Source organism: Bacillus sp. GW823-FHT06B01 (assembly GCF_058952315.1).
On sequence record NZ_JBXAHR010000004.1, the window covers coordinates 288,402 to 307,017 of the forward strand.

Genomic DNA, 18,616 nt, shown 5'->3' on the forward strand with positions numbered 1-18,616 from the left:
TATTTTCTATAAGGCGAAGAATAATTGTACCCAGTAGTATAAGAGGAATAATGTGACGGCTGTTGTAAGTGGGATTACGATGAGAGATACGCTTAAATAATCTTTCCATTTCACTTTAATTTTGTTTTGTCTTAGGATATACATCCAAATGAGGGAAGCTAGCGTACCGATTGGTAATAATAGTGAACCGATGTCACTACCGATGATATTTGCGAGATAGATAGTTTTTAATGTGACTGGATCTAGGCCCATTTCTGTTAACGTAATGGTACCAATCATAAGTGCAGGGTGATTATTAAAGACGTTAGAGAGGATAGATACAAGTCCGCCCATTGCAAAGCTAGCATAGAGTAGATGCTGACTTACAACTGGTTCGAGCCAACTTACAAGCGCCGCTGTTAACCCTGCATTGTGAAGCCCGTAAATAATTACATACATAGAGAATGCGAAAATTAAAATGTGCCACGGTGTCTTTTTCAAAATATCGACTGGGTTTGTTCGTAAGTAGTACCATCTCCAGATGAGAAGAACGAGTGAACCGAGTACAGCAACAATTTCGATTGGAATCGATAAGAAGGATGCAACGAATAGAAGGCAGCGCATAAGGAAGACGAAGCCTAATACTTTTAGCATGAATCTTGTCCGTTTTTGTTTCGTATCAACTGAATTTTTTCCTTTTAACGGATGGAAGTTTTTCGTGAAGAATATTTCTTCGATATCATATGAAGAAACAGGTAATTTTTTTGGAAGTTTTTTCTTTAACACTGTATACATAAGCCATGACATAAACAATAGTCCTAATGTTGCAGGTACAAACATCATAGCAGTATGCATGTAAAGAGTCATATTCACGATATTTAATGCGATTAAGTTTACGATATTACTTACACCAATTGGTGCACTAGATGCAGTAGCGATTAAAGCACCACTTAATAAATAAGGAATTTGTTGATGTGGTTTTAATTGAAGGTTTTTTAGAAGAAGAATTAAAATTGGAGTTGTAATTAAAATACTACCGTCGTTATTAAATAAAAGAGTCATAAGAAAACATAATAATTGAATATACCAGTATAGACGGCGACCAGAGCCTTTTGCTAAATTTGCAAGTTTCGCTGCGGACCAGTGGAAGAAGCCGAAGCTTTCTAATATAACCGCCATAACGATGGTCGCTAATATTGTTATAGAGGCACCGCCAATTTTACTAATAATATCTATGACGTCTGGTCTTGATACAAGTCCAGTAATCAGGATAATGCCAGCGCCAATTGCTGCCGGCCAAGCCTCATTTAAGCCACGGGGTCGCCAAAAGATAACAATCATCGTTAAGAAGAATACAATAATAGTAATCCATATTTCAATGCTCATATTTTACCTACCTTTCTACTTTTCCTTAAACCAATGTAGCTTGTCTCAAGGTCTGTATTGGTAGTATATTCAGCAAAAAATAAGAAGAACTAGGCATATAATGGAATGAAGTGAATATGTGTTTTTCAAGCGAAAGGACAAGTGTCACGAATAGTGAAATAACTATTATGAGAGGAGTCTATAAATTAGATTGGCAGTAAGATAGTAAATGAAATTTATATGGGCGATTATGGAGATATATTGGTGCAGCTTAAAATATATCAGCGCAACTCAAAATATATTAGCGATTTTTAAAATATATCGACTTATCGACAAAACATGACAAAAGGAGCCCATCCCAAATGCCTTTTGGAACAGACTCCCCCGAATATATTATTTTCCCTTCAAAAAAGTTCGATCCTTCAAGAATAAATTCCAGAAGAAAATAAATCCTGGTAGTAAAATTGCGATTCCAATTGCGTATAGGATAAGCAATGCATAGAATGTTTCTGTCGTTGTAAAACTTGTAAATACAGTTACATCAGGATAAATAATATAAGGTAAATGCGCGACACCGTAAGCGTAACTTGCAAATGCATATTGAGCGACGACCGCTAAAACGGCGATGCGAGGGTATCCTAGTGTGCCGTACTTCTTGTTTGTCCACCAAAGAGAAGAGTATCCGATAACGAATAAAACGATAGAAACTGTAAACCATGGGAATTGCTTTATTAGTCCTTGCATAAGCCAGTGTGTTTCCGGATCCATTACAACGAGGGCGATAATCGCCGTAACGAGTGTTGCAGGACCGAGGATGATGGCGTTTCTTCTATAAATTCTATACGAATCTTCTGAACCTTGCTCTCTCGCAAAATCAGCAAGAAAGAGAGAGGAGAGAAATAGTTCCGAAGTTAGCCCAAAGAGCATATAGCAGTAGATAACCGGGCTAGAAAGAAGTTTTCCATACAGGAGTACTTCTTTTCCTTCAGAAATTGTAATATAAGCCCCCTCTGTAACGGGTAAAACAGTAATTAATAAGGCTGGAATTAAGAGCCCAGTAATACCTGAAATCACCCGAAGGAGGAATTGATACTTTGGCAGAGAGTAAGCAAATACCATGAATGTACTGCGAATTGCAATGAGTATTAAAATTAACATAACTGGCACGAACATCACTGTCGCAAGGGTGAAAGCAGCTTTCGGAAAGAAACCGAGAAAAGCGACAACGACAAAAACGAGAAATGTATTTGTTACTTCCCAAGTTGGTGATAAGTATCGATTGGCAAGTTTGGCAGCGAGCGTTGGATGTTTTGCGTATACCATGCCCCAAAAACCTGCTCCAAAATCGATGGACCCTAATATACTGTATACGAAAATAAGAGCCCATAAGATGATGATTGCAATACTTTCCTCATGCACGAGAATCGCCTCCTTCGTGATGTAAATCATTTGTAAGCGGATGTTTCTTAAAGAATGTCCGTAGTACAAAAACTGTTAAAATGCCGAGTCCAATATATAAAATGATGAATAGAATAAATAAAGGACCGACAAAATCAGCGCGTGTAGAAGCGTCCACTGTCCGTTGCATACCATAAATGGTCCATGGTTGACGACCACTACAGCTGAAAATCCACCCGAATTCAATACCGAGCATCATAATTGGTCCACATGCTGCAGCTCCCCAAAGAAGCCACTTCGGTAATTCTGCACCTTTTTTTCGGTAAACAAAGTACCAATATAAGAGGGCGATTGCTGCAACTGCAAAAGTAAAGGCAGCGGTGCCGACCATTAAGTTGAATAGTGTATGTGTGTAAAATGGTGGCCATGTTTCTTGTGGGAATTCCTTTAGTCCTTTTACGACGGTGCTAGGGTCGAGTCCCACTAGTAGGCTAAGCATGTTCGGGATTTCTAGTGCATAGTTTAGTTCAAGTGTGTTAGGGTCTACAACTCCGCCAATTGATAACGGTGCATGTGATGTCGTTTCAAATAAAGCTTCAGCAGATGCAAGTTTTTCAGGAGAATGCTTATGTAAGGCAATCGCCGATTCGTGTCCCGAAAGCCACATCGTAGCACCTGTAATAAATGTCACGACGAGTCCTAACAGTAGTCCCTTTTTATGATAAGCAATTTCACGTTTACTTAAGTTCTTCTTTAATAATTTAAATCCAGCGATAGAGGCAATGACGGCAGCTCCAGTTGTATAGGCTGTAATCACAACGTGGAATGCGCTTGTACCAAAACTCGGATTAAAGAAAGCTTTCCATGGATCAACGTTAAAAACTGATCCATCTGGCCCCATTGAAAAGCCTGCGGGTGTATTCATCCATGTATTTGCTGATGTAATAAGCACGGCAGATGCCGTGGCACCAATCATGACGAAGAATAGCGAGATTAATCTCATGAATGGAGGTAGTTTGTCAGCTGCATATACATAAATAGACATGAACAACGCCTCTAAAAAGAAGGCGAAAATCTCAATTTGAAAGGGAACAGAAATAACCTGCCCAACAATTTTGGCAAAACCAGGCCAAAGAAGTGAGATTTGCACACCAACAATTGTTCCAGTTGGAATTGCTACACCGAGAAGGATGGCAAAAGCCTTCGTCCATCTTTTCGCCATAATGGCGTAATCGGAATCTTTCTTCCAGTGATAGAGTATTTCACTTATAAAAATCATTAATGAAAGTCCGACACCAAGTGTTGCAAAGATAATGTGAAATGCTAATGAAGAACCAAAAAATGCTCTTGCTAATGTTACCGTATCCATATGTAAACTCCTCTTCTTTTTGCCATTATTTTCTGATTGAATTGGAAGATTTATTCAGAAAAACTACCAAAAATATATATGTATTTAAAAAGTGGATATGGTAATATAATGTTTGAATATTCTAAATAGAAAGAAGTTAATTTTTAATAATATTTTGTTTGTTTTTTAGTAAGGAATATTTTATAATCTTTTATGCGAACATAAGTTCTGTTTTTCGAGGTGAAGAAGTTTATGTGAAATGGAGAGGATGTTTTATGTATCCTGAAGTCATTAAAAAGATGGCATTTTCAAAAGAGCATAGAGATTTATTATTGAAGCTGTATAATAAAGAGATTACGCGTCGTGAATATGATCGACTTGTGGCATCGCTATATAGACCTTCTAAAGAGGCTTGTGAGGGATAGAGGCAAGGGAGACAATCTAATAGATTGTCTTTTTTAATTTTACGTATGTTCTGGTAAAATTAAGGCTAGCCTTATTAGGGAGGTGAAAAGATTGCGGAAACGTTTATATATAGGGATTGGAGTTATTCTCTTAATCGCTTTAGGTGGCATTGTATTTTGGTCAGCTATACAAGGAAACCGTACAGAACATTTTATTTTAAGACATATGGTGAATGAAAATGGGACGCTTGCCACATATCGTTTAGCGGATACAAAGGCAGGTACGGGTGAAGCGAAAGGCCGTGAAGCTTTATCGGAATCAGCAGGACTGTGGCTACAATATACATTGGATAAAGACGATCAAGCGTTATTCGATGAACAAGTTAAGGTTATTCAAAATAACTTTGTACATAAGGACCAAATTGTTTTATGGAAAATCTCTGAAAAGGGAGAAATACAGTCAGCTACAAATGCACTTATAGATGATCTTCGTATTATAGAACAATTATATCGCGCTTATGAAATGTACAAGGAAGAGCGTTATAAAAACTTGGCAGATCAATTGAGTGACGCTGTAATTCGTTATAATAAGAAAGATAATTATTACGTTGATTATTATGATGCAGATGCAGGTAAACAAAATAATTTTGCAACAACATCATACTTAAATCCGCACGCATTCTCGTATATGAAAAAGTACGGGAAAGTTTCTGATCAGCAATATCAGGACGTGGTTCAATTTTTAGCGGATTACCCAAGGCATGGCTGGGCATTCCCGAAAGAGTATAAAGAAGATGGTACTTTTACGTACGATAAAGAAGTGAATCTTATTGACCAATCATACGTCGCATATCATCGTAGTTTAGGTGGCCTTTCATCAGATGCTTACATGGAATTTATAAAGAAAAAATTCCATGAGGATGGAAAGCTATACGGTCGTTACAATTTAGAAACGGGAAAACAAACTGTGAATTATGAATCGCCAGCTGCATACGGACTAACGATCTTGTACGTACTACAAACAGGTGATACAAAGTTTGCAAAGGAATTATATAATCATATGGCCACATTCCGAAATGACAACGTATTTAGTAGATATTACGGTGGATACGTAACAGGCGAAAATAATAATACACATATTTTCGATAACGTATTGCCACTTTTAGCGGAAATGGAATTAGAGAAGAGTAAGAAATAGAAGGTGCTATCCTCTGAAGGTGGCACCTTTTATTTTTTACTAAGTCGATATAATTTTACGTTCTAATATTGGAGAAGTAGTCAATTACGAATTTACGGAATTGCTGAGCGGTTTTTGATAAGTAGCGTTTCTTCGACCAACTTAATCCGATAGTTCGCTCGCAATTCGGTTCAATAATACGTAACTTATTTAATGCTAAAGTAGAGTTTTTTAATAAAGTTAAACTTGGGACGAAAGCGATGCCGAGACCTTGCTTAATAAGGTCGCTAATTACGGTTGGTTCATCTACTTCAAAAGCGATATGTGGAGTGAACCCAGCTTCCTTGCAAAATTCATCTGTTAAGTGCCGAAATCCGTAACCAGTGTTCATACTAATAAATGGTTCATCTTTTACTTCATGCAGGTGAATACTGTCGCGTCCTGATAAACGATGACCTGAGGGGACGACTAAGAAAATTGCTTCTGTAATAAGTGGTTCCCACATAATTTCCTCGCCTTCAATTGGCACAGAAGAAATGCAAAAGTCAATTTCTATATTATCTAGTTGTCGTTTCATAGAAGGAGTAGATGCGAGAAACTGTTGGAATCGAACGTTAGGATGTTCTAGTAAAAAAGAACCGAGTAGTTCTGGTAATATTCTCGGAATAGAAACTGCCAGTGTAATAGAGCTTTGTTGTAATTCAGCTAAGTCTTTAATTTCTCGTTCGCCTTCACTTAATTCATGAAAAATGCGCTCTACTCGTTTTAAAAATACTTTCCCAAAAGAGTTTAATGTAATGTGTCGACCTTGGCGATCAAATAGCGAGACGCCTAAGTCCTTTTCTAATCTAGCGATTGTTTTGCTGAGCGAAGGTTGTGCGATATGCAATTCCTCAGCCGCTTTTGTCATATGTTCTAATCGTGCGACTGTCTGAAAGTATTTTAGTTGCAGAAGTTCCATTTTGACTCTCCTTTCTATAGACCAAAAGGAATGAATTAATAATTAAATATGTATTATACAGTATGGAAAGTGGCGTGTATAGTAAATCTGTTAAACCATTGTAATGGTGTGAAATTAGGAGAAGGAGTATGTTTCATGAAGGGTAACTAACTGTTACGATTTATTTAACCAATTATAACGAAAGTTAATTAAATATATCAGTAAGCCCTGCTAGTCAAGTGATTGGCTAGTAGTGAGGGTTAACTGCGGGCAATCCCTAAAGCTGATTGAACTACAACGTGGCTAGAAATGGTGAGCGTGAATGTCGCGAAAGCAGAAAAAATCAATCAGATGGTGCAAGGTTAAATCCTAAACACTAGAACAATGGGTCTTCCGCCTCGAATCATCTAAGTCAAAATGGATAAGATGAACGTTCAACGACTATCTCGTATAACTGACGAGAGTACATCACAAGCCTATGGTGATGGAAAAATCCTCTATCTTTAAGTAGATAAACATATAGTCTGCGCTCATGTGAAAACATGAGAAGTTCATAAGAGAACTGGCTAAGGAATTGCGCCCTTAGTTGAACAAGATAAATTTTATTGAATCTATCAAACTTCATTGAAAATACCGAACGTACGTGCTATGTTAGGTTCAATGAGGTGAGAATAATAATGAAATTTTCACGAGTTAGTCAAGTATCAGAATTAACAGGTTTGCATCCGATTAGTCTAAGGAGAATGCTGGTGGAACACGCTACTATTCAGAAGAACAAATCTTTCATGCAATGTTTATCATACAAGTGCGAGAAATATGGCATTGCGTATGTAAAAGCTGATAAATGGTTCGCCTCAAGCAAGATTTGCTCATGTTGTGGAGTAAAATACGACCATTCCGTTCAACCAGAAGGACAGTGGAGTTTAAAAATACGTGAGTGGCGTTGTGCTTCATGCAATAGCCATCATGATAGGGATGCAAATGCTTCGATAAATTTATCAAGATGGGTAAAATAAATGCTTGATAATAGGAGGTAACGATACTGCCTCGTGTGGAGTGTTATACCCCTCGTCCCTTCGGGGTTGCGAGAACACAATGAAGCACTAACTCGTGTAAATTTGATTGAATTGTATAGATTTAGTTAAGTTTATCGTATCGGAATTCAACTTATATTTAAAGATTGGAAAGCGATGTGGCACCATAAACATGGACGTATCGCTTTAATTTTTCTATTAATCGTTCCTTTAATTTATTCAGGATTCTTTTTAGCTGGATACTGGGATCCATATGGAAAATTAGATAAATTACCTGTTGCGATTGTAAATTTAGATAAGGGTGCTGCGATGGATGAAAAAACAATTCATGCAGGAGATGATTTTGTAAAAAATTTAAAAGAGAATAAGGAACTAGCTTTTCATTTCGTATCAGAAAAACATGCTGATGAAGGGTTAAAAGAAGATAAGTATTATATGGTTGTTACGATTCCAGAGGATTTCTCTCAAAAGGTAAGTACACTAATGGATGAGAAACCAGAGCCAGCACAGCTTCAGTACAAAGTAAATCCAGGTAAAAACTTTGTAGCAGCTCAAATTGGAACGACAGCTGTTGAAAATATGAAAACAAAAATTTCAAATAGTATTACGAAATCTTATACAGAAGGTGTCTTTTCAAAGTTTCAAGACTTAGCACAAGGATTGAGTGATGCAAGTAATGGGGCTGAGAAGTTACATGAAGGAACGACAGATGCAAGAAACGGAGCCAATCAGCTTGCAGATGGTATTCATCGTTTAAGTGACGGGACATCCAAAGTGAAAGAGGGAAGTGAAAAACTTGCTGCTAGCCAATCAGCCTTAACTGGCGGAGCAAACGAGCTAAGTCAAGGAGCAAACTCGCTTCATAGCGGGATGGAATTATTGGTGCAAGGTGAAAAAACTCTACAATCAGGGGTTAGTGAATTAAGTGCGGGTACAAATGAATGGGTGAACGGAAGTGAGAAACTTGCTGAAGGGCAAGTGAAAGCGGACAATGCAGCAAATAGTGTAAAGCAACAATTAGAAGAGTACGTGAAAAGTCATCCAGAAGTGCAACAAGATCCTGCTTTTCAAAAGATCATTGCTACTTCTAACGGATTAGCTAAAGCAGCAAACACTTTACATAATAGCCAACAACAATTGACACAAGGTGCGAAGAAGCTTGCTGACGGTCAGAATAAGATTGAAGAAGGTATGAATATATTCGGAGTTAAGTTAAACGAAGCTACTGCTGGAACGAAAAAGATAGCAGATGGTGCAGCGAATGTAGCTGACGGATTTACGAAATGGGGAAATGGATTTACATCATTACAAGAAGGTGTAAATCACCTTGCGAGTGGCGGAACAGAGCTGAATCATGGTGCTGATAAATTAACGAACGGACTTGTTAAACTTGACGATGGTGCGAAAGAACTTTCTACGAGATTGGGAGAGGGCGCAGAGAAGATAGCGGATGTTCGCAATGATGATGCACGCAATACGATGTTCTCAGAGCCAGTTCAGTTAGTGAAGTCAACAGTTTCGGACGTACCTAACTACGGTTCAGGTATTGCGCCATATTTCTTATCCCTTGCATTTTATGTTGGCGGAATTATGGCATCGAATATTTTACCTCTTGGCCGTAGACAAAATATGAAGGTAAGCGGAACAGTACATTTTATTAATAAACTAGGATTGGTATATTTAATTGGACTTATTCAAGCATTACTTGTGGATGTGGCTGTGCTAGGAGTTATGAAATTAGAAGTTGCAAGTGTGCCACTCTTTGTTTTATCAAGTATTGTTATTTCCTTTACGTTCATGACATTTATTCTCATGTTAGTAACGGTATTTGGTCTTGTTGGAAAATTTTTAGCGGTAACGCTTCTCGTCCTGCAATTAGCGACGAGCGGGGGTACTTTCCCAGGAGAATTAAATATAGCTGTTCTTAGCAAGATTGGACAATTTCTTCCAATGTCCCATTCTCTTAGAGGGCTACAAGATGTGATTTCTTTAGGAGATTGGTTGCAATTACAAATGCAAATTTTAATATTGTTATGCTATCTCGTTGTTGCTGGCGGAATTGCTTGGATCACGAGTCATATACAACATAGGGAAACAAATGCAGAACAAGTTTCTTAAAATGAAAGAAGCTATCCGAAAAAACGGATAGCTTCTTTTTTATTTGCGTTCCATTACCGCAAAGTAATTGTTTTCATTATCAGCAAAGTTGAATGCTCTACCAGTAGGTAAATCTACAACTTGTCCAACTGTAACGTTTTTCTCAGAAAGATCTTTATACAGTTGATCTAAGTTATTAGAGAAGAACATAAGTGAAGGTGTATGTAAGTTTAATTCAGGTTGCATCTTCGCAATTAACGCTTTATCGTGAAGGACGATGCTTGTGCCTCCTTCTTTCGTTGGTGCAATTTCAATCCAGCGAAAGCCTTGTCCGTTATTTTCTTCCGCAATAATTTGGAATCCTACTGTCTCAGTCCAAAATTGTACTGCTTCATCTTGATTATTTACATATAACATAATTTGTCCAATTTGATTAATCATAGGTGTGTCCTACTTTCTTTTCTTGTATGGAATTCTATTATATCAAAGATATGGTTTGAATACCTTTTCGTGATTTTTCTGAAGTACAATCTTAGCCCATTTCACATTTTTCGTAGGAGAAGGTCCTGTAATCCATGTATGAAATGGTAGTGTACTACAAATGACCATTGCTGAAATTGAGATTGTGGCCGTTATTGTAAATAATAATAGGCTATATAATATTGTGTTTTCTTGCAGTGTGAACAAAGAAAGGAATTTTGTACATAGTTGCAAGAAGAAAAAATGAGCTAAATAAGCACCATACGTGTAACTCCCAATAAATCGTAAAGCTTTATATAAGAAACCTCGTCGTTGTACGATTGTAATAGACAGCACGTAAAGTATAATAATTTCGCATACGATATATATAAACATAGACGGTTTTAAATAAGTCGAAACGGTTAAATGAATAGAGTTTGCTCCGTAAAAACTAAATAACTCATAATTGATGAATAGAAATAAGACGAAAAATAACATTGTTATAAGCGGGATATGTTTCATGACAAATGTACGCCACGCTTTTAGTGCGACAGCAGCGATTCCTCCCATGACGAAATAGAATGAGTAGAAGAAGAAGGAACGATCTGTATAATGTAAAATGGTTGAGCTAGTCAATTTCTCTCCATTAAAAATGTAGTGGGAAGAATACCACATTAAGAGGAAATATAGACAAGCAAAGATGGTCATATATTTATATATGTCTTTTTTATTTTCTGTTCGTTTTTGAAACCAATAAAATAGTGTGCATAGCAAAGGGAACAATAAGTGAATTTGGAACATCATAATAACGTACCAAAGATGGGGCGCGGCTGTTCCGAGTAATAAACTTTTGATTCCGCTTTGTAGTGTAATCATATCGTTTGTTGTTAATAAGTAAAGAATAGACCAGAAGAAATAAGGAATGAGTAAATGTGCGGCTTTTTCATAAATATATTCTGTGTAGACCAGTTGCTTCGTATATTGCCGAATTAAGTGAAAGCCAACGATAAATATGAATGCAGGTGCCGAAAATTTTGCAAGGTTGAATAGCATGCCCATAATGAGGGATTGCTCAAGTGAAACATTTCCTTGATTCATTGTATATAATAAGGAACTTTGCAAAACGACAGCGAGGAATGCAATGCTTTGCAAAACTTTAAATTCTGGTGCGCTTTGAGTCATATTGTCCATCTCCTTTTCCATACATGATTATAGTACGGAGAATGGATAATGAGTGTGGAATATTTGTGAAGGTTTTAACAAATTTGTGGCGGAATGGATTATATCGACTTATCAACAAAAGAGGATGCTCAAAATGAGCATCCTCTTTCTATTTATTAAGCAAATTTATTTTTGATCCAGTTCTTACCTTCTACAAGGCGAGCTGTCATTACGGCACAAGCGTTATCTCCTGTTACGTTTAACACTGTTGCAGGAGGGTCAATGATTGTACTAATTGCTGCGATAATTGGCAATGCTTCTGGCGGGAAGCCGTATAGAGAAACGATTAACATTTCACCAATCATACCACCACCTGGGATAGCGCCCATTACTGTTCCTACTAATAGAGAAACAACAAGTGCAATTGCTAATGTTTTCGGTCCTTCGAATTCCATGTTGAAAATACCGAATAAGAAAGCAATTTTTAATACGCCACCTAAAACAGATCCATCTTTATGAAGTGTAGATCCAAGAAGGACAACTGTTTCACGAACGTCAGAAGAGATACCCATTTTCTTCGTTGCTTCCAAGTTCGCTGGAATACTAGCAGCACTACTACAAGTTGCTAGTGATGTAACTGTAGGAGAGACCATGTTCTTCCAAAAGATTTGTACACCTTGTTTGCGACCGGCAAGGTATGCATAGAACGTGAAGAATACAAAGAAGTAAATGAGAGACGCTGGATAGTATACCATTGCTGCTCGGAAGTAAGTTCCAAGAAGTTGTGGTCCAAATTCACCAACTAATGCCGCGAAGTAAGCAGCAAGTCCGATTGGAGCGTAGTACATAATGAAAGATACAACTTTCATTGAAATTTCTGCACCAGCTTGTAAGAATGTAGCGAATGGCTTTCCTTTTTCACCAACTGCTGAAGTTGCAACCCCCATTAAAATAGAGAAGAAAATAAGAGCTAACATATTTTCACGAGATAGTAACTTCGAGAAGTCAGATACTGTTATAATACCAACGATTTGATCCGCAACACTAACCGCTTTTTCAGCCTTGTCAGGTTGTGTTAGTTCTAATACAACACCTTGTGCTGGTGGGAATACTTTCACGACAATAATCATAAAAATAGCAGCTAAAATACTTGTAAATAAGAAAGTCCCAGCCATACTCGACATAATTTTACCGAAACGTTTTAATCCATCCATATTAGCAATAGATGACGCGATGCTAAAGAACACTAAAGGTACAACAATTGTAAACATTAAGTTTAAGAAAATGTCACCAAGCGGCTTTAAAGCAACTGCATCGGCACCCATGAAATAACCAATGAAACCACCAATTAGGATAGAAGATAATAAAATAAGTGGAAAGCGATATGCCTTCATAAATATATCCTCCTATCAATTAAAAAAATCATACTGAATTATTATAGCGAGTTAGAGTCCTCTTTACTAGGAGAATAATGATAGATGGAATAGCGTGAAAACCGAGAAATTTTTGTTTTTAAGCTCGGCATACAGCAGGAAATCTAGACATATATATTTGTAACCTAGTGGTGGCAAAGGATGCACCGTAACTTAGGTTTGGAAAAAGGGGGAGGGAAAAGGGATGAATATTTTACTTTGCTGTGCAGCGGGAATGTCTTCCAGTTTGATTGTTACAAAAATGGAGAAAGCAGCAGAGGCAAAAGGGATAGAGGTAAAGATTTGGGCTGTATCAGGTTCTGAAGTCAATAGTCACATAGATGAAGCTGATGTACTTTTACTAGGACCGCAAGTACGTTATTTATTACCGAAAATGAAAGAATTATGTAAGGAGAAGGGAATACCTGTTGATGTCATTCAATCTGTCCATTACGGGCTTTGTAATGGAGAAGCTATCTTGCAAGCAGCTTTGTTAATGAAACCATGAGGAGTGTGGGATAGATGATACGGTTTTTAGAGAAATATGTAATGCCAGTAGCGGGGAAAGTTGCAGAACAGAGGCATTTGCTAGCAATTCGTGATGGACTTGTTTTGACGATGCCGTTCTTAATTATAGGATCAATTTTTCTTATTATTAGTACATTACCAATCCCCGGTTATAATGAATTCATGGCGAGTTTGTTCGGGAAAAATTGGAACGTAGCATTAGGGTATCCAGTTAGTGCAACTTTTAATATAATGGCTTTAATAGCTGTTTTTGGAATCGCTTACAGACTTGGAGAGTATTATAAAGTGGATGCTTTAGCATCCGGGGCATTGTCACTTGTGACATTTTTACTTGCAACTCCATTTCAAGTTGCATATATCGTTCCAGGTACGAAAGAAAGTATACTGGTAGATGGCGTAATCCCAGCAGCATTAATGGGAAGCCAAGGTTTATTTGTAGCGATGATTATTGCAATTATATCTACTGAAATATACCGATTTCTTGTGCAAAAAAAGATGATTATAAAGATGCCTGAGACAGTTCCACCAGCAGTAACGCGTTCATTTGCAGCACTTATTCCGGGATTTATTGTTGTGACAGTTGTTTGGATTATTAGGTTAATCTTTGAACACACGACTTTCGGTAGTATTCATAATGTTGTAGGGAAGCTTTTGCAAGAGCCACTTAGTATACTGGGGGCTAGTCTTTGGGGCGCAGTAATTGCAGTTATTCTCGTTCATGTCCTTTGGGCATGCGGAATTCATGGGGCTACAATTGTAGGTGGTGTAATGAGCCCAATTTGGTTATCGTTAATGGATCAAAACCGAATTGCTTTTCAGGCTGGGCAAGACGTACCGAATACGATTACCGCACAGTTTTTTGACCTATGGATTTATATGGGGGGATCTGGTGCCACACTTGCTTTAGTTGTCGGAATGTTATTGTTTGCGCGAAGTCAGCAATTAAAAAGTTTAGGACGTTTGTCGATTGCACCTGGTATTTTTAATATTAACGAGATGGTGACCTTTGGTATGCCAATTGTCATGAACCCACTGTTACTAATTCCATTTATAGTAGTTCCAGTTGTATTAACGGTTGTTTCTTATTTTGCAATGGAATGGGGATGGGTAGCTCGCCCAAGTGGTGCTGCTGTAACATGGACTACACCTATTCTATTTAGCGGATATTTAGGATCGGGCGGAAAAATTTCAGGTGTTATTTTGCAACTTGTGAATTTTGCACTGGCATTCTTTATTTATTTACCATTCTTAAAAATATGGGATAAACAAAAATTAGCGGAAGAAAAGGGGGCATAAAGAACTAAAATGGATACGATAGAAACGAAGGCCTTTCATTTAATTTTGCATGGGGGAAATGCGAGAAGTTGTTCAATGGAAGCAATTGATTGCGCAAAGCGTGGAGAATTTATAGAAGCAGAAGCTAAATTACAAGAAGCGTTAGAGGAATTAAAAGAGGCGCACCGTGTACAAACGGAGCTTATACAGAAAGAAGCTGGTGGTGAAAAGACTGAAGTTACCCTTCTGATGGTGCACGCGCAAGATCATTTAATGAATGCAATAACGGTGAAGGAATTAGCGAGTGAATTTGTAGAATTATATAGGAAGATGTCGATGTCTGAATGAACCTTGCGTATGCAAGGTTTTTTTATGTATGTGTCTGTACCATCAGTGGAGTGTTCGTTCCACTGATGGTATTTATAATCCTCCTTTTTACAAATGAGTAAGAGTGATATTTAATCGGTAGTAACAATCTCCCCTATACCACGGATTAGCTTTTTTATATGCATCTCATTTGGTTTTAATATACTTACGATATAATCAATCGCTATTTGCGGTTCAACGGTCGTACCACACGTATAACAGTCAATGGCTGCAAAGTTTTTTTCTGGATAAGTGTGAATAGAAAGGTGGCTTTCAGATAGTAAAACTAAAACAGTAACGCCATGCGGATCGAATTCTTTTGTACTTACGTTTAAAACAAGTGCACCAGAGCGATCAGCAGCGGTAACTAAATGATATTCTAAAAAGTGAACATCATCTAATAAAGAAAAGTCCACTCCCCATAAATCTACTATTATATGCTTACCGAAAGTAGAGTATTCCATAAGGTAGCACTCCTCACTATAATATCGTCAAAACTCCATTTCTTTTTTGTAACATTGATGTAGGATAAGGTTTGATTCTGAGTTTAAAAGAGCGAGATTACGTTGTTCTAAATGTTCTTCTTGAAATTGAAACAAAGGAGCAAGAAGAGAAGGTAATGTTCGAGGAGTTGGCACAACATATAATTGTTCAATTTGATCGAGTACATAGGCAGAGTTAGCAGCAATATGAAATCCCCAGTCAGTTCCGAAAGAAGGAACGATTGTATGATAACTTTTCACAGTCAATCCAGCATGTTCGATTGTGTTACCGATGCTCCAATATACAAGAGGTGCATCAGCAGGTGAATTAGATTGGCAGACGAATGCTCCATCTTCTGTTAAAAATGTAGCTATCCGAGCAAAAAGTTCGCTTGTATATAAAGTACTTAAAACTTCTGTTGCTGGATCAGGAAAATCAATAATAATTACATCGTATAGAGGGGAAGAAGAATTTAGAAATTCTTTTGCATCGCATACGTGTACATTTACACGACTATCAAAAAATGCACTTTGATTTAAAGAAACTACTTCCGGAACATTACGTGCCATATTAATCATTGCCTCGTCTAAATCAACAAGATCTACATGTAGCAAAGTTTCATATTTTAAAACTTCTCGCAGGGCAAGACCATCGCCACCACCTAATATAAGAACACGTTTTGGATCAATTACCTTTGACATAATTGGATGAACAAGTGCTTCATGATAAATTTGCTCATCGACGGAACTAAATTGTAATTGCTTGTCCAAATATAAACGGACATCACTTACTTGTAACAAAGTAATATTTTGATAATTACTTTGTTCTGCAAATAAATTTGTATGCTCACCAGCTTGTATTTCTTTAAGAGAAATTTCATCCCATATATCTAAGCTGTGTGAATTTGTGGGTACTATGATTACATTTTCCGATTGTTCTTGTTTGTTCTGCTTATCCTGTTTATCTTGCTTGTCCTGTTTATTTTCCATTTCCTGTTGTTCTAGTTCAAATTTATCAGAGTCTAATTCAGAGCGCTTGTCTTTTTTATAGCTTGTTATTCTATAAATCTTTATTTTGTTCTTTTTTCTATGTTTTGGCATAGGAATCCCCTTTCGAATTGTGTTATTTTATTCTATGTAATTTAGTAGAGTCGGCTTGGACAATAATAGATAGAAGAGTGTGTTTAAGAGGGATTTATTTTTTACTAGATTTTCACGCTAAAAAAATTTTTTAGCGTTTTTTTGTTTTAAACACAACTAGACAACTAAACACTAATCTATTTTCATACAGTTATGTGTTAAAAGCGTGTTGTTTTATAACACACTGTGTGTTTTTTAGGTGACACACTAATTGAAAGCGTTAACACACAAAGAAAACAGTCGAAAAAGTGCTGATTTTAGTGGTTTTAAAAAGTTGGCACGCTAATTGCATTAATAAATAGCGTAAAGAAAAATAAATAAACATAAATTTTTTATACTACACAAGGGGGATTTTCAAATGAATATTTTATTATGTTGTTCAGCAGGGATGTCTACAAGTTTACTAGTTACAAAAATGGAAGCGGCTGCAAAAGCTCGCGGTCTAGAAGGAAAGATTTGGGCTGTATCTGGGGATGCAGTAAAAACAAATATCGATCAAGCAGATGTATTATTACTAGGACCACAAGTTCGTTACATGCTTTCTTCAATGAAAACGCTTGCTGATGAGAGGAACGTTGGAATCGACGTTATCAATCCAATGCACTACGGCATGATGAATGGAGAAGCAGTTTTAGATCACGCGTTAACACTTAAAAAATAATTAGGGGGGAAGCGAAATGCAAAAGTTTATTGCATTCATGGAGAAATATTTAGTTCCGGTCGCAGGAAGAATCGGATCGCAACGCCATTTAGTTGCAATCCGTGATGGTTTTATCGCAGTTATGCCTCTTATTTTAGTTGGATCGTTTGCAGTACTTATAAATAATCTACCGGTTGATGCATTCCAAAAACTTATGAAGGGTGCATTCGGAGATGTTTGGAAAGATATCGGCGGTGGTATGTGGACGGGGTCCTTTGCAATATTAGCTCTCATAGCCGCAGTTGGGATAAGTTATAATTTAGCGAAATCTTACGGTGTAGACGCGTTGTCAGCAGCAATTATTACATTCGGTGCATTAATTATTATATCTCCGACAACGCCGAAAGAAGGCGGTATTGATTTAGCCTGGACAGGATCACAAGGTTTATTCGTTTCTATCATTGTAGCTCTTCTTGTAACGGAGGTATTTCGATTCTTTGTTCAAAGGGATATTACAATTAAGATGCCAGACGGTGTTCCACCAGCAGTAATGAAGTCCTTTGCAGCATTAGTACCAGCATTTGTTATTTTAATCGCAACAGCAAGTATTCAGTTAGCAGTGAAATTAGCAGGAACAAGTATTCATAAATTCGTATTTGAAACAATTCAATTACCATTACAAGGTTTAGCAGGTACATTACCAAGTGCAATTATTATCGCATTACTTATTCACGTACTATGGTTCTTCGGATTACATGGTCCTAATATTATCGGTGGTATTATCGACCCAATCTATTTACCAGCACTAGAAAAGAACATTAAATTATTTAACGATGGTATGTCTGCATATGATGTACCACACATTTTCACAAAGCCATTCTTTGATGTATATGTATACATCGGTGGATCGGGTGCAACATTAGCATTCCTAGTAGCGGTAATGCTTGTTGCAAAAAGTGCACAGCTTCGTGGTGTAGGCCGCGTATCTATCGGTCCTGGTTTCTTCAACATTAATGAACCAGTTATTTTCGGTACACCAATTGTATTAAACCCAGCGTTAATCATCCCATTTGTACTTACACCAGTTGTATTAGTTATTACTTCTTATACAGCAATTTCTTTAGGATGGGTACCAAAAACAGTTGCTCTAGTTCCATGGACAATGCCACCAATCTTTAGTGGTTATCTTGTAGCGGGCGGAAGCATCGCTGGTGCTGTACTACAGCTTGTGAACTTTGCAATTGCGGTAGTTATTTACTATCCATTCGTATTAATGTGTGACCGTACGTATGTACAAGCTTCAAAGGCTGAAACAAAAGGAAATGACAATTCAGTATCACTTTAAAAAGTATTGTTCTGACGAGTTTTTATAGCTCGTCAGAACAACTAACTTTTATATCATGTTCAAAAA

General features: G+C 37.2%; 17 protein-coding genes and 1 pseudogene. 9 read left to right on the forward strand and 9 right to left on the reverse strand.

Annotated elements, in window-relative coordinates:
• Window positions 1–6: 6 nt before the first annotated feature.
• The 3 genes from AC1Q8N_RS19950 to cydA form a co-directional block, all read right to left on the reverse strand.
• Window positions 7–1,365 (reverse strand): arsenic transporter, encoded by a 1,359-nt coding sequence (locus AC1Q8N_RS19950; RefSeq protein WP_098076491.1) that lies wholly within the window; start codon window positions 1,363–1,365, stop codon window positions 7–9.
• Between the two features lie 372 nt (window positions 1,366–1,737).
• Window positions 1,738–2,763: a cytochrome d ubiquinol oxidase subunit II gene (locus AC1Q8N_RS19955; protein ID WP_098076488.1), complete on the reverse strand. Its 1,026-nt coding sequence runs from the start codon at window positions 2,761–2,763 to the stop codon at window positions 1,738–1,740.
• Window positions 2,756–4,111: a cytochrome ubiquinol oxidase subunit I gene (gene cydA, locus AC1Q8N_RS19960; RefSeq protein WP_000381970.1), complete on the reverse strand. Its 1,356-nt coding sequence runs from the start codon at window positions 4,109–4,111 to the stop codon at window positions 2,756–2,758. Before cydA ends, AC1Q8N_RS19955 begins: the two co-directional genes overlap by 8 nt.
• 254 nt (window positions 4,112–4,365) lie before the next feature.
• On the opposite strand from cydA, the gene AC1Q8N_RS19965 reads away from it, so the two are divergent.
• Both AC1Q8N_RS19965 and AC1Q8N_RS19970 read left to right on the forward strand, forming a co-directional pair.
• Entirely contained in the window at window positions 4,366–4,515 is a 150-nt protein-coding gene (locus AC1Q8N_RS19965; RefSeq protein ID WP_000283173.1) for a hypothetical protein, read from the forward strand.
• A gap of 91 nt (window positions 4,516–4,606) precedes the next feature.
• Entirely contained in the window at window positions 4,607–5,692 is a 1,086-nt protein-coding gene (locus AC1Q8N_RS19970) for a transcriptional regulator (RefSeq protein WP_493521346.1), read from the forward strand.
• Window positions 5,693–5,747: 55 nt separating this feature from the next.
• Here AC1Q8N_RS19970 and AC1Q8N_RS19975 read toward each other — a convergent pair whose 3' ends face one another.
• Complete coding sequence (locus AC1Q8N_RS19975) at window positions 5,748–6,632, reverse strand: LysR family transcriptional regulator (protein WP_048542563.1); 885 nt, start codon at window positions 6,630–6,632, stop codon at window positions 5,748–5,750.
• A gap of 746 nt (window positions 6,633–7,378) precedes the next feature.
• Here AC1Q8N_RS19975 and AC1Q8N_RS19980 point away from each other — a divergent pair.
• Window positions 7,379–7,627 (forward strand): annotated as a pseudogene (locus AC1Q8N_RS19980) (zinc ribbon domain-containing protein); the annotation flags it as partial.
• Window positions 7,628–7,801: 174 nt separating this feature from the next.
• On the forward strand, window positions 7,802–9,763 hold the full coding sequence (locus AC1Q8N_RS19985; RefSeq protein ID WP_493521347.1) for a YhgE/Pip family protein: 1,962 nt from the start codon (window positions 7,802–7,804) through the stop codon (window positions 9,761–9,763).
• Window positions 9,764–9,802: 39 nt separating this feature from the next.
• On the opposite strand, the gene AC1Q8N_RS19990 is transcribed toward AC1Q8N_RS19985, so the two are convergent.
• The 3 genes from AC1Q8N_RS19990 to AC1Q8N_RS20000 form a co-directional block, all read right to left on the reverse strand.
• A complete protein-coding gene (locus AC1Q8N_RS19990; RefSeq protein WP_048542560.1) occupies window positions 9,803–10,183 on the reverse strand; it encodes a VOC family protein in 381 nt (126 codons plus the stop codon).
• A 42-nt stretch (window positions 10,184–10,225) separates the two neighbouring features.
• Window positions 10,226–11,383 carry an acyltransferase gene (locus AC1Q8N_RS19995; RefSeq protein WP_493521348.1) on the reverse strand — a complete coding sequence of 386 codons (1,158 nt, stop codon included), beginning with the start codon at window positions 11,381–11,383 and terminating at the stop codon, window positions 10,226–10,228.
• Between the two features lie 155 nt (window positions 11,384–11,538).
• A complete protein-coding gene (locus tag AC1Q8N_RS20000; protein WP_048542556.1) occupies window positions 11,539–12,756 on the reverse strand; it encodes a dicarboxylate/amino acid:cation symporter in 1,218 nt (405 codons plus the stop codon).
• A 223-nt stretch (window positions 12,757–12,979) separates the two neighbouring features.
• Between AC1Q8N_RS20000 and AC1Q8N_RS20005 the strand changes: the two genes are divergently transcribed.
• The 3 genes from AC1Q8N_RS20005 to AC1Q8N_RS20015 are packed head-to-tail and all read left to right on the forward strand — an operon-like array spanning window position 12,980 to window position 14,925.
• A complete protein-coding gene (locus tag AC1Q8N_RS20005) occupies window positions 12,980–13,282 on the forward strand; it encodes a PTS sugar transporter subunit IIB (RefSeq protein ID WP_048542554.1) in 303 nt (100 codons plus the stop codon).
• A gap of 14 nt (window positions 13,283–13,296) precedes the next feature.
• Window positions 13,297–14,598 carry a PTS cellobiose transporter subunit IIC gene (celB, locus tag AC1Q8N_RS20010; protein WP_048542552.1) on the forward strand — a complete coding sequence of 434 codons (1,302 nt, stop codon included), beginning with the start codon at window positions 13,297–13,299 and terminating at the stop codon, window positions 14,596–14,598.
• A 9-nt stretch (window positions 14,599–14,607) separates the two neighbouring features.
• Window positions 14,608–14,925 (forward strand): PTS lactose/cellobiose transporter subunit IIA, encoded by a 318-nt coding sequence (locus AC1Q8N_RS20015; protein WP_048542550.1) that lies wholly within the window; start codon window positions 14,608–14,610, stop codon window positions 14,923–14,925.
• Window positions 14,926–15,035: 110 nt separating this feature from the next.
• Here AC1Q8N_RS20015 and speD read toward each other — a convergent pair whose 3' ends face one another.
• Both speD and AC1Q8N_RS20025 read right to left on the reverse strand, forming a co-directional pair.
• A complete protein-coding gene (speD, locus tag AC1Q8N_RS20020; protein WP_048542548.1) occupies window positions 15,036–15,407 on the reverse strand; it encodes an adenosylmethionine decarboxylase in 372 nt (123 codons plus the stop codon).
• A gap of 27 nt (window positions 15,408–15,434) precedes the next feature.
• Entirely contained in the window at window positions 15,435–16,526 is a 1,092-nt protein-coding gene (locus AC1Q8N_RS20025; protein WP_048542546.1) for a polyamine aminopropyltransferase, read from the reverse strand.
• A 397-nt stretch (window positions 16,527–16,923) separates the two neighbouring features.
• On the opposite strand from AC1Q8N_RS20025, the gene AC1Q8N_RS20030 reads away from it, so the two are divergent.
• Both AC1Q8N_RS20030 and celB (AC1Q8N_RS20035) read left to right on the forward strand, forming a co-directional pair.
• The gene (locus AC1Q8N_RS20030) at window positions 16,924–17,226 is read left to right on the forward strand and encodes a PTS sugar transporter subunit IIB (RefSeq protein WP_001023569.1); all 303 of its coding nucleotides are present in this window, start codon (window positions 16,924–16,926) and stop codon (window positions 17,224–17,226) included.
• A 16-nt stretch (window positions 17,227–17,242) separates the two neighbouring features.
• Window positions 17,243–18,550 (forward strand): PTS cellobiose transporter subunit IIC, encoded by a 1,308-nt coding sequence (celB, locus tag AC1Q8N_RS20035; protein WP_098721483.1) that lies wholly within the window; start codon window positions 17,243–17,245, stop codon window positions 18,548–18,550.
• The last annotated feature ends 66 nt before the right edge of the window (window positions 18,551–18,616 follow it).

Bases quoted from the DNA above. Each gene is read 5' to 3' on its own strand.
- AC1Q8N_RS19950 (WP_098076491.1), bottom strand. From the start codon at position 1,365: ATGAGCATTGAAATATGGATTACTATTATTGTATTCTTCTTAACGATG.
- cydA (WP_000381970.1), bottom strand. From the start codon at position 4,111: ATGGATACGGTAACATTAGCAAGAGCATTTTTTGGTTCTTCATTAGCA.
- AC1Q8N_RS19965 (WP_000283173.1), top strand. From the start codon at position 4,366: ATGTATCCTGAAGTCATTAAAAAGATGGCATTTTCAAAAGAGCATAGA.
- AC1Q8N_RS19975 (WP_048542563.1), bottom strand. From the start codon at position 6,632: ATGGAACTTCTGCAACTAAAATACTTTCAGACAGTCGCACGATTAGAA.
- AC1Q8N_RS19985 (WP_493521347.1), top strand. From the start codon at position 7,802: ATGTGGCACCATAAACATGGACGTATCGCTTTAATTTTTCTATTAATC.
- AC1Q8N_RS19990 (WP_048542560.1), bottom strand. From the start codon at position 10,183: ATGATTAATCAAATTGGACAAATTATGTTATATGTAAATAATCAAGAT.
- AC1Q8N_RS19995 (WP_493521348.1), bottom strand. From the start codon at position 11,383: ATGACTCAAAGCGCACCAGAATTTAAAGTTTTGCAAAGCATTGCATTC.
- AC1Q8N_RS20000 (WP_048542556.1), bottom strand. From the start codon at position 12,756: ATGAAGGCATATCGCTTTCCACTTATTTTATTATCTTCTATCCTAATT.
- AC1Q8N_RS20005 (WP_048542554.1), top strand. From the start codon at position 12,980: ATGAATATTTTACTTTGCTGTGCAGCGGGAATGTCTTCCAGTTTGATT.
- celB (WP_048542552.1), top strand. From the start codon at position 13,297: ATGATACGGTTTTTAGAGAAATATGTAATGCCAGTAGCGGGGAAAGTT.
- AC1Q8N_RS20015 (WP_048542550.1), top strand. From the start codon at position 14,608: ATGGATACGATAGAAACGAAGGCCTTTCATTTAATTTTGCATGGGGGA.
- speD (WP_048542548.1), bottom strand. From the start codon at position 15,407: ATGGAATACTCTACTTTCGGTAAGCATATAATAGTAGATTTATGGGGA.
- AC1Q8N_RS20025 (WP_048542546.1), bottom strand. From the start codon at position 16,526: ATGCCAAAACATAGAAAAAAGAACAAAATAAAGATTTATAGAATAACA.
- AC1Q8N_RS20030 (WP_001023569.1), top strand. From the start codon at position 16,924: ATGAATATTTTATTATGTTGTTCAGCAGGGATGTCTACAAGTTTACTA.
- celB (WP_098721483.1), top strand. From the start codon at position 17,243: ATGCAAAAGTTTATTGCATTCATGGAGAAATATTTAGTTCCGGTCGCA.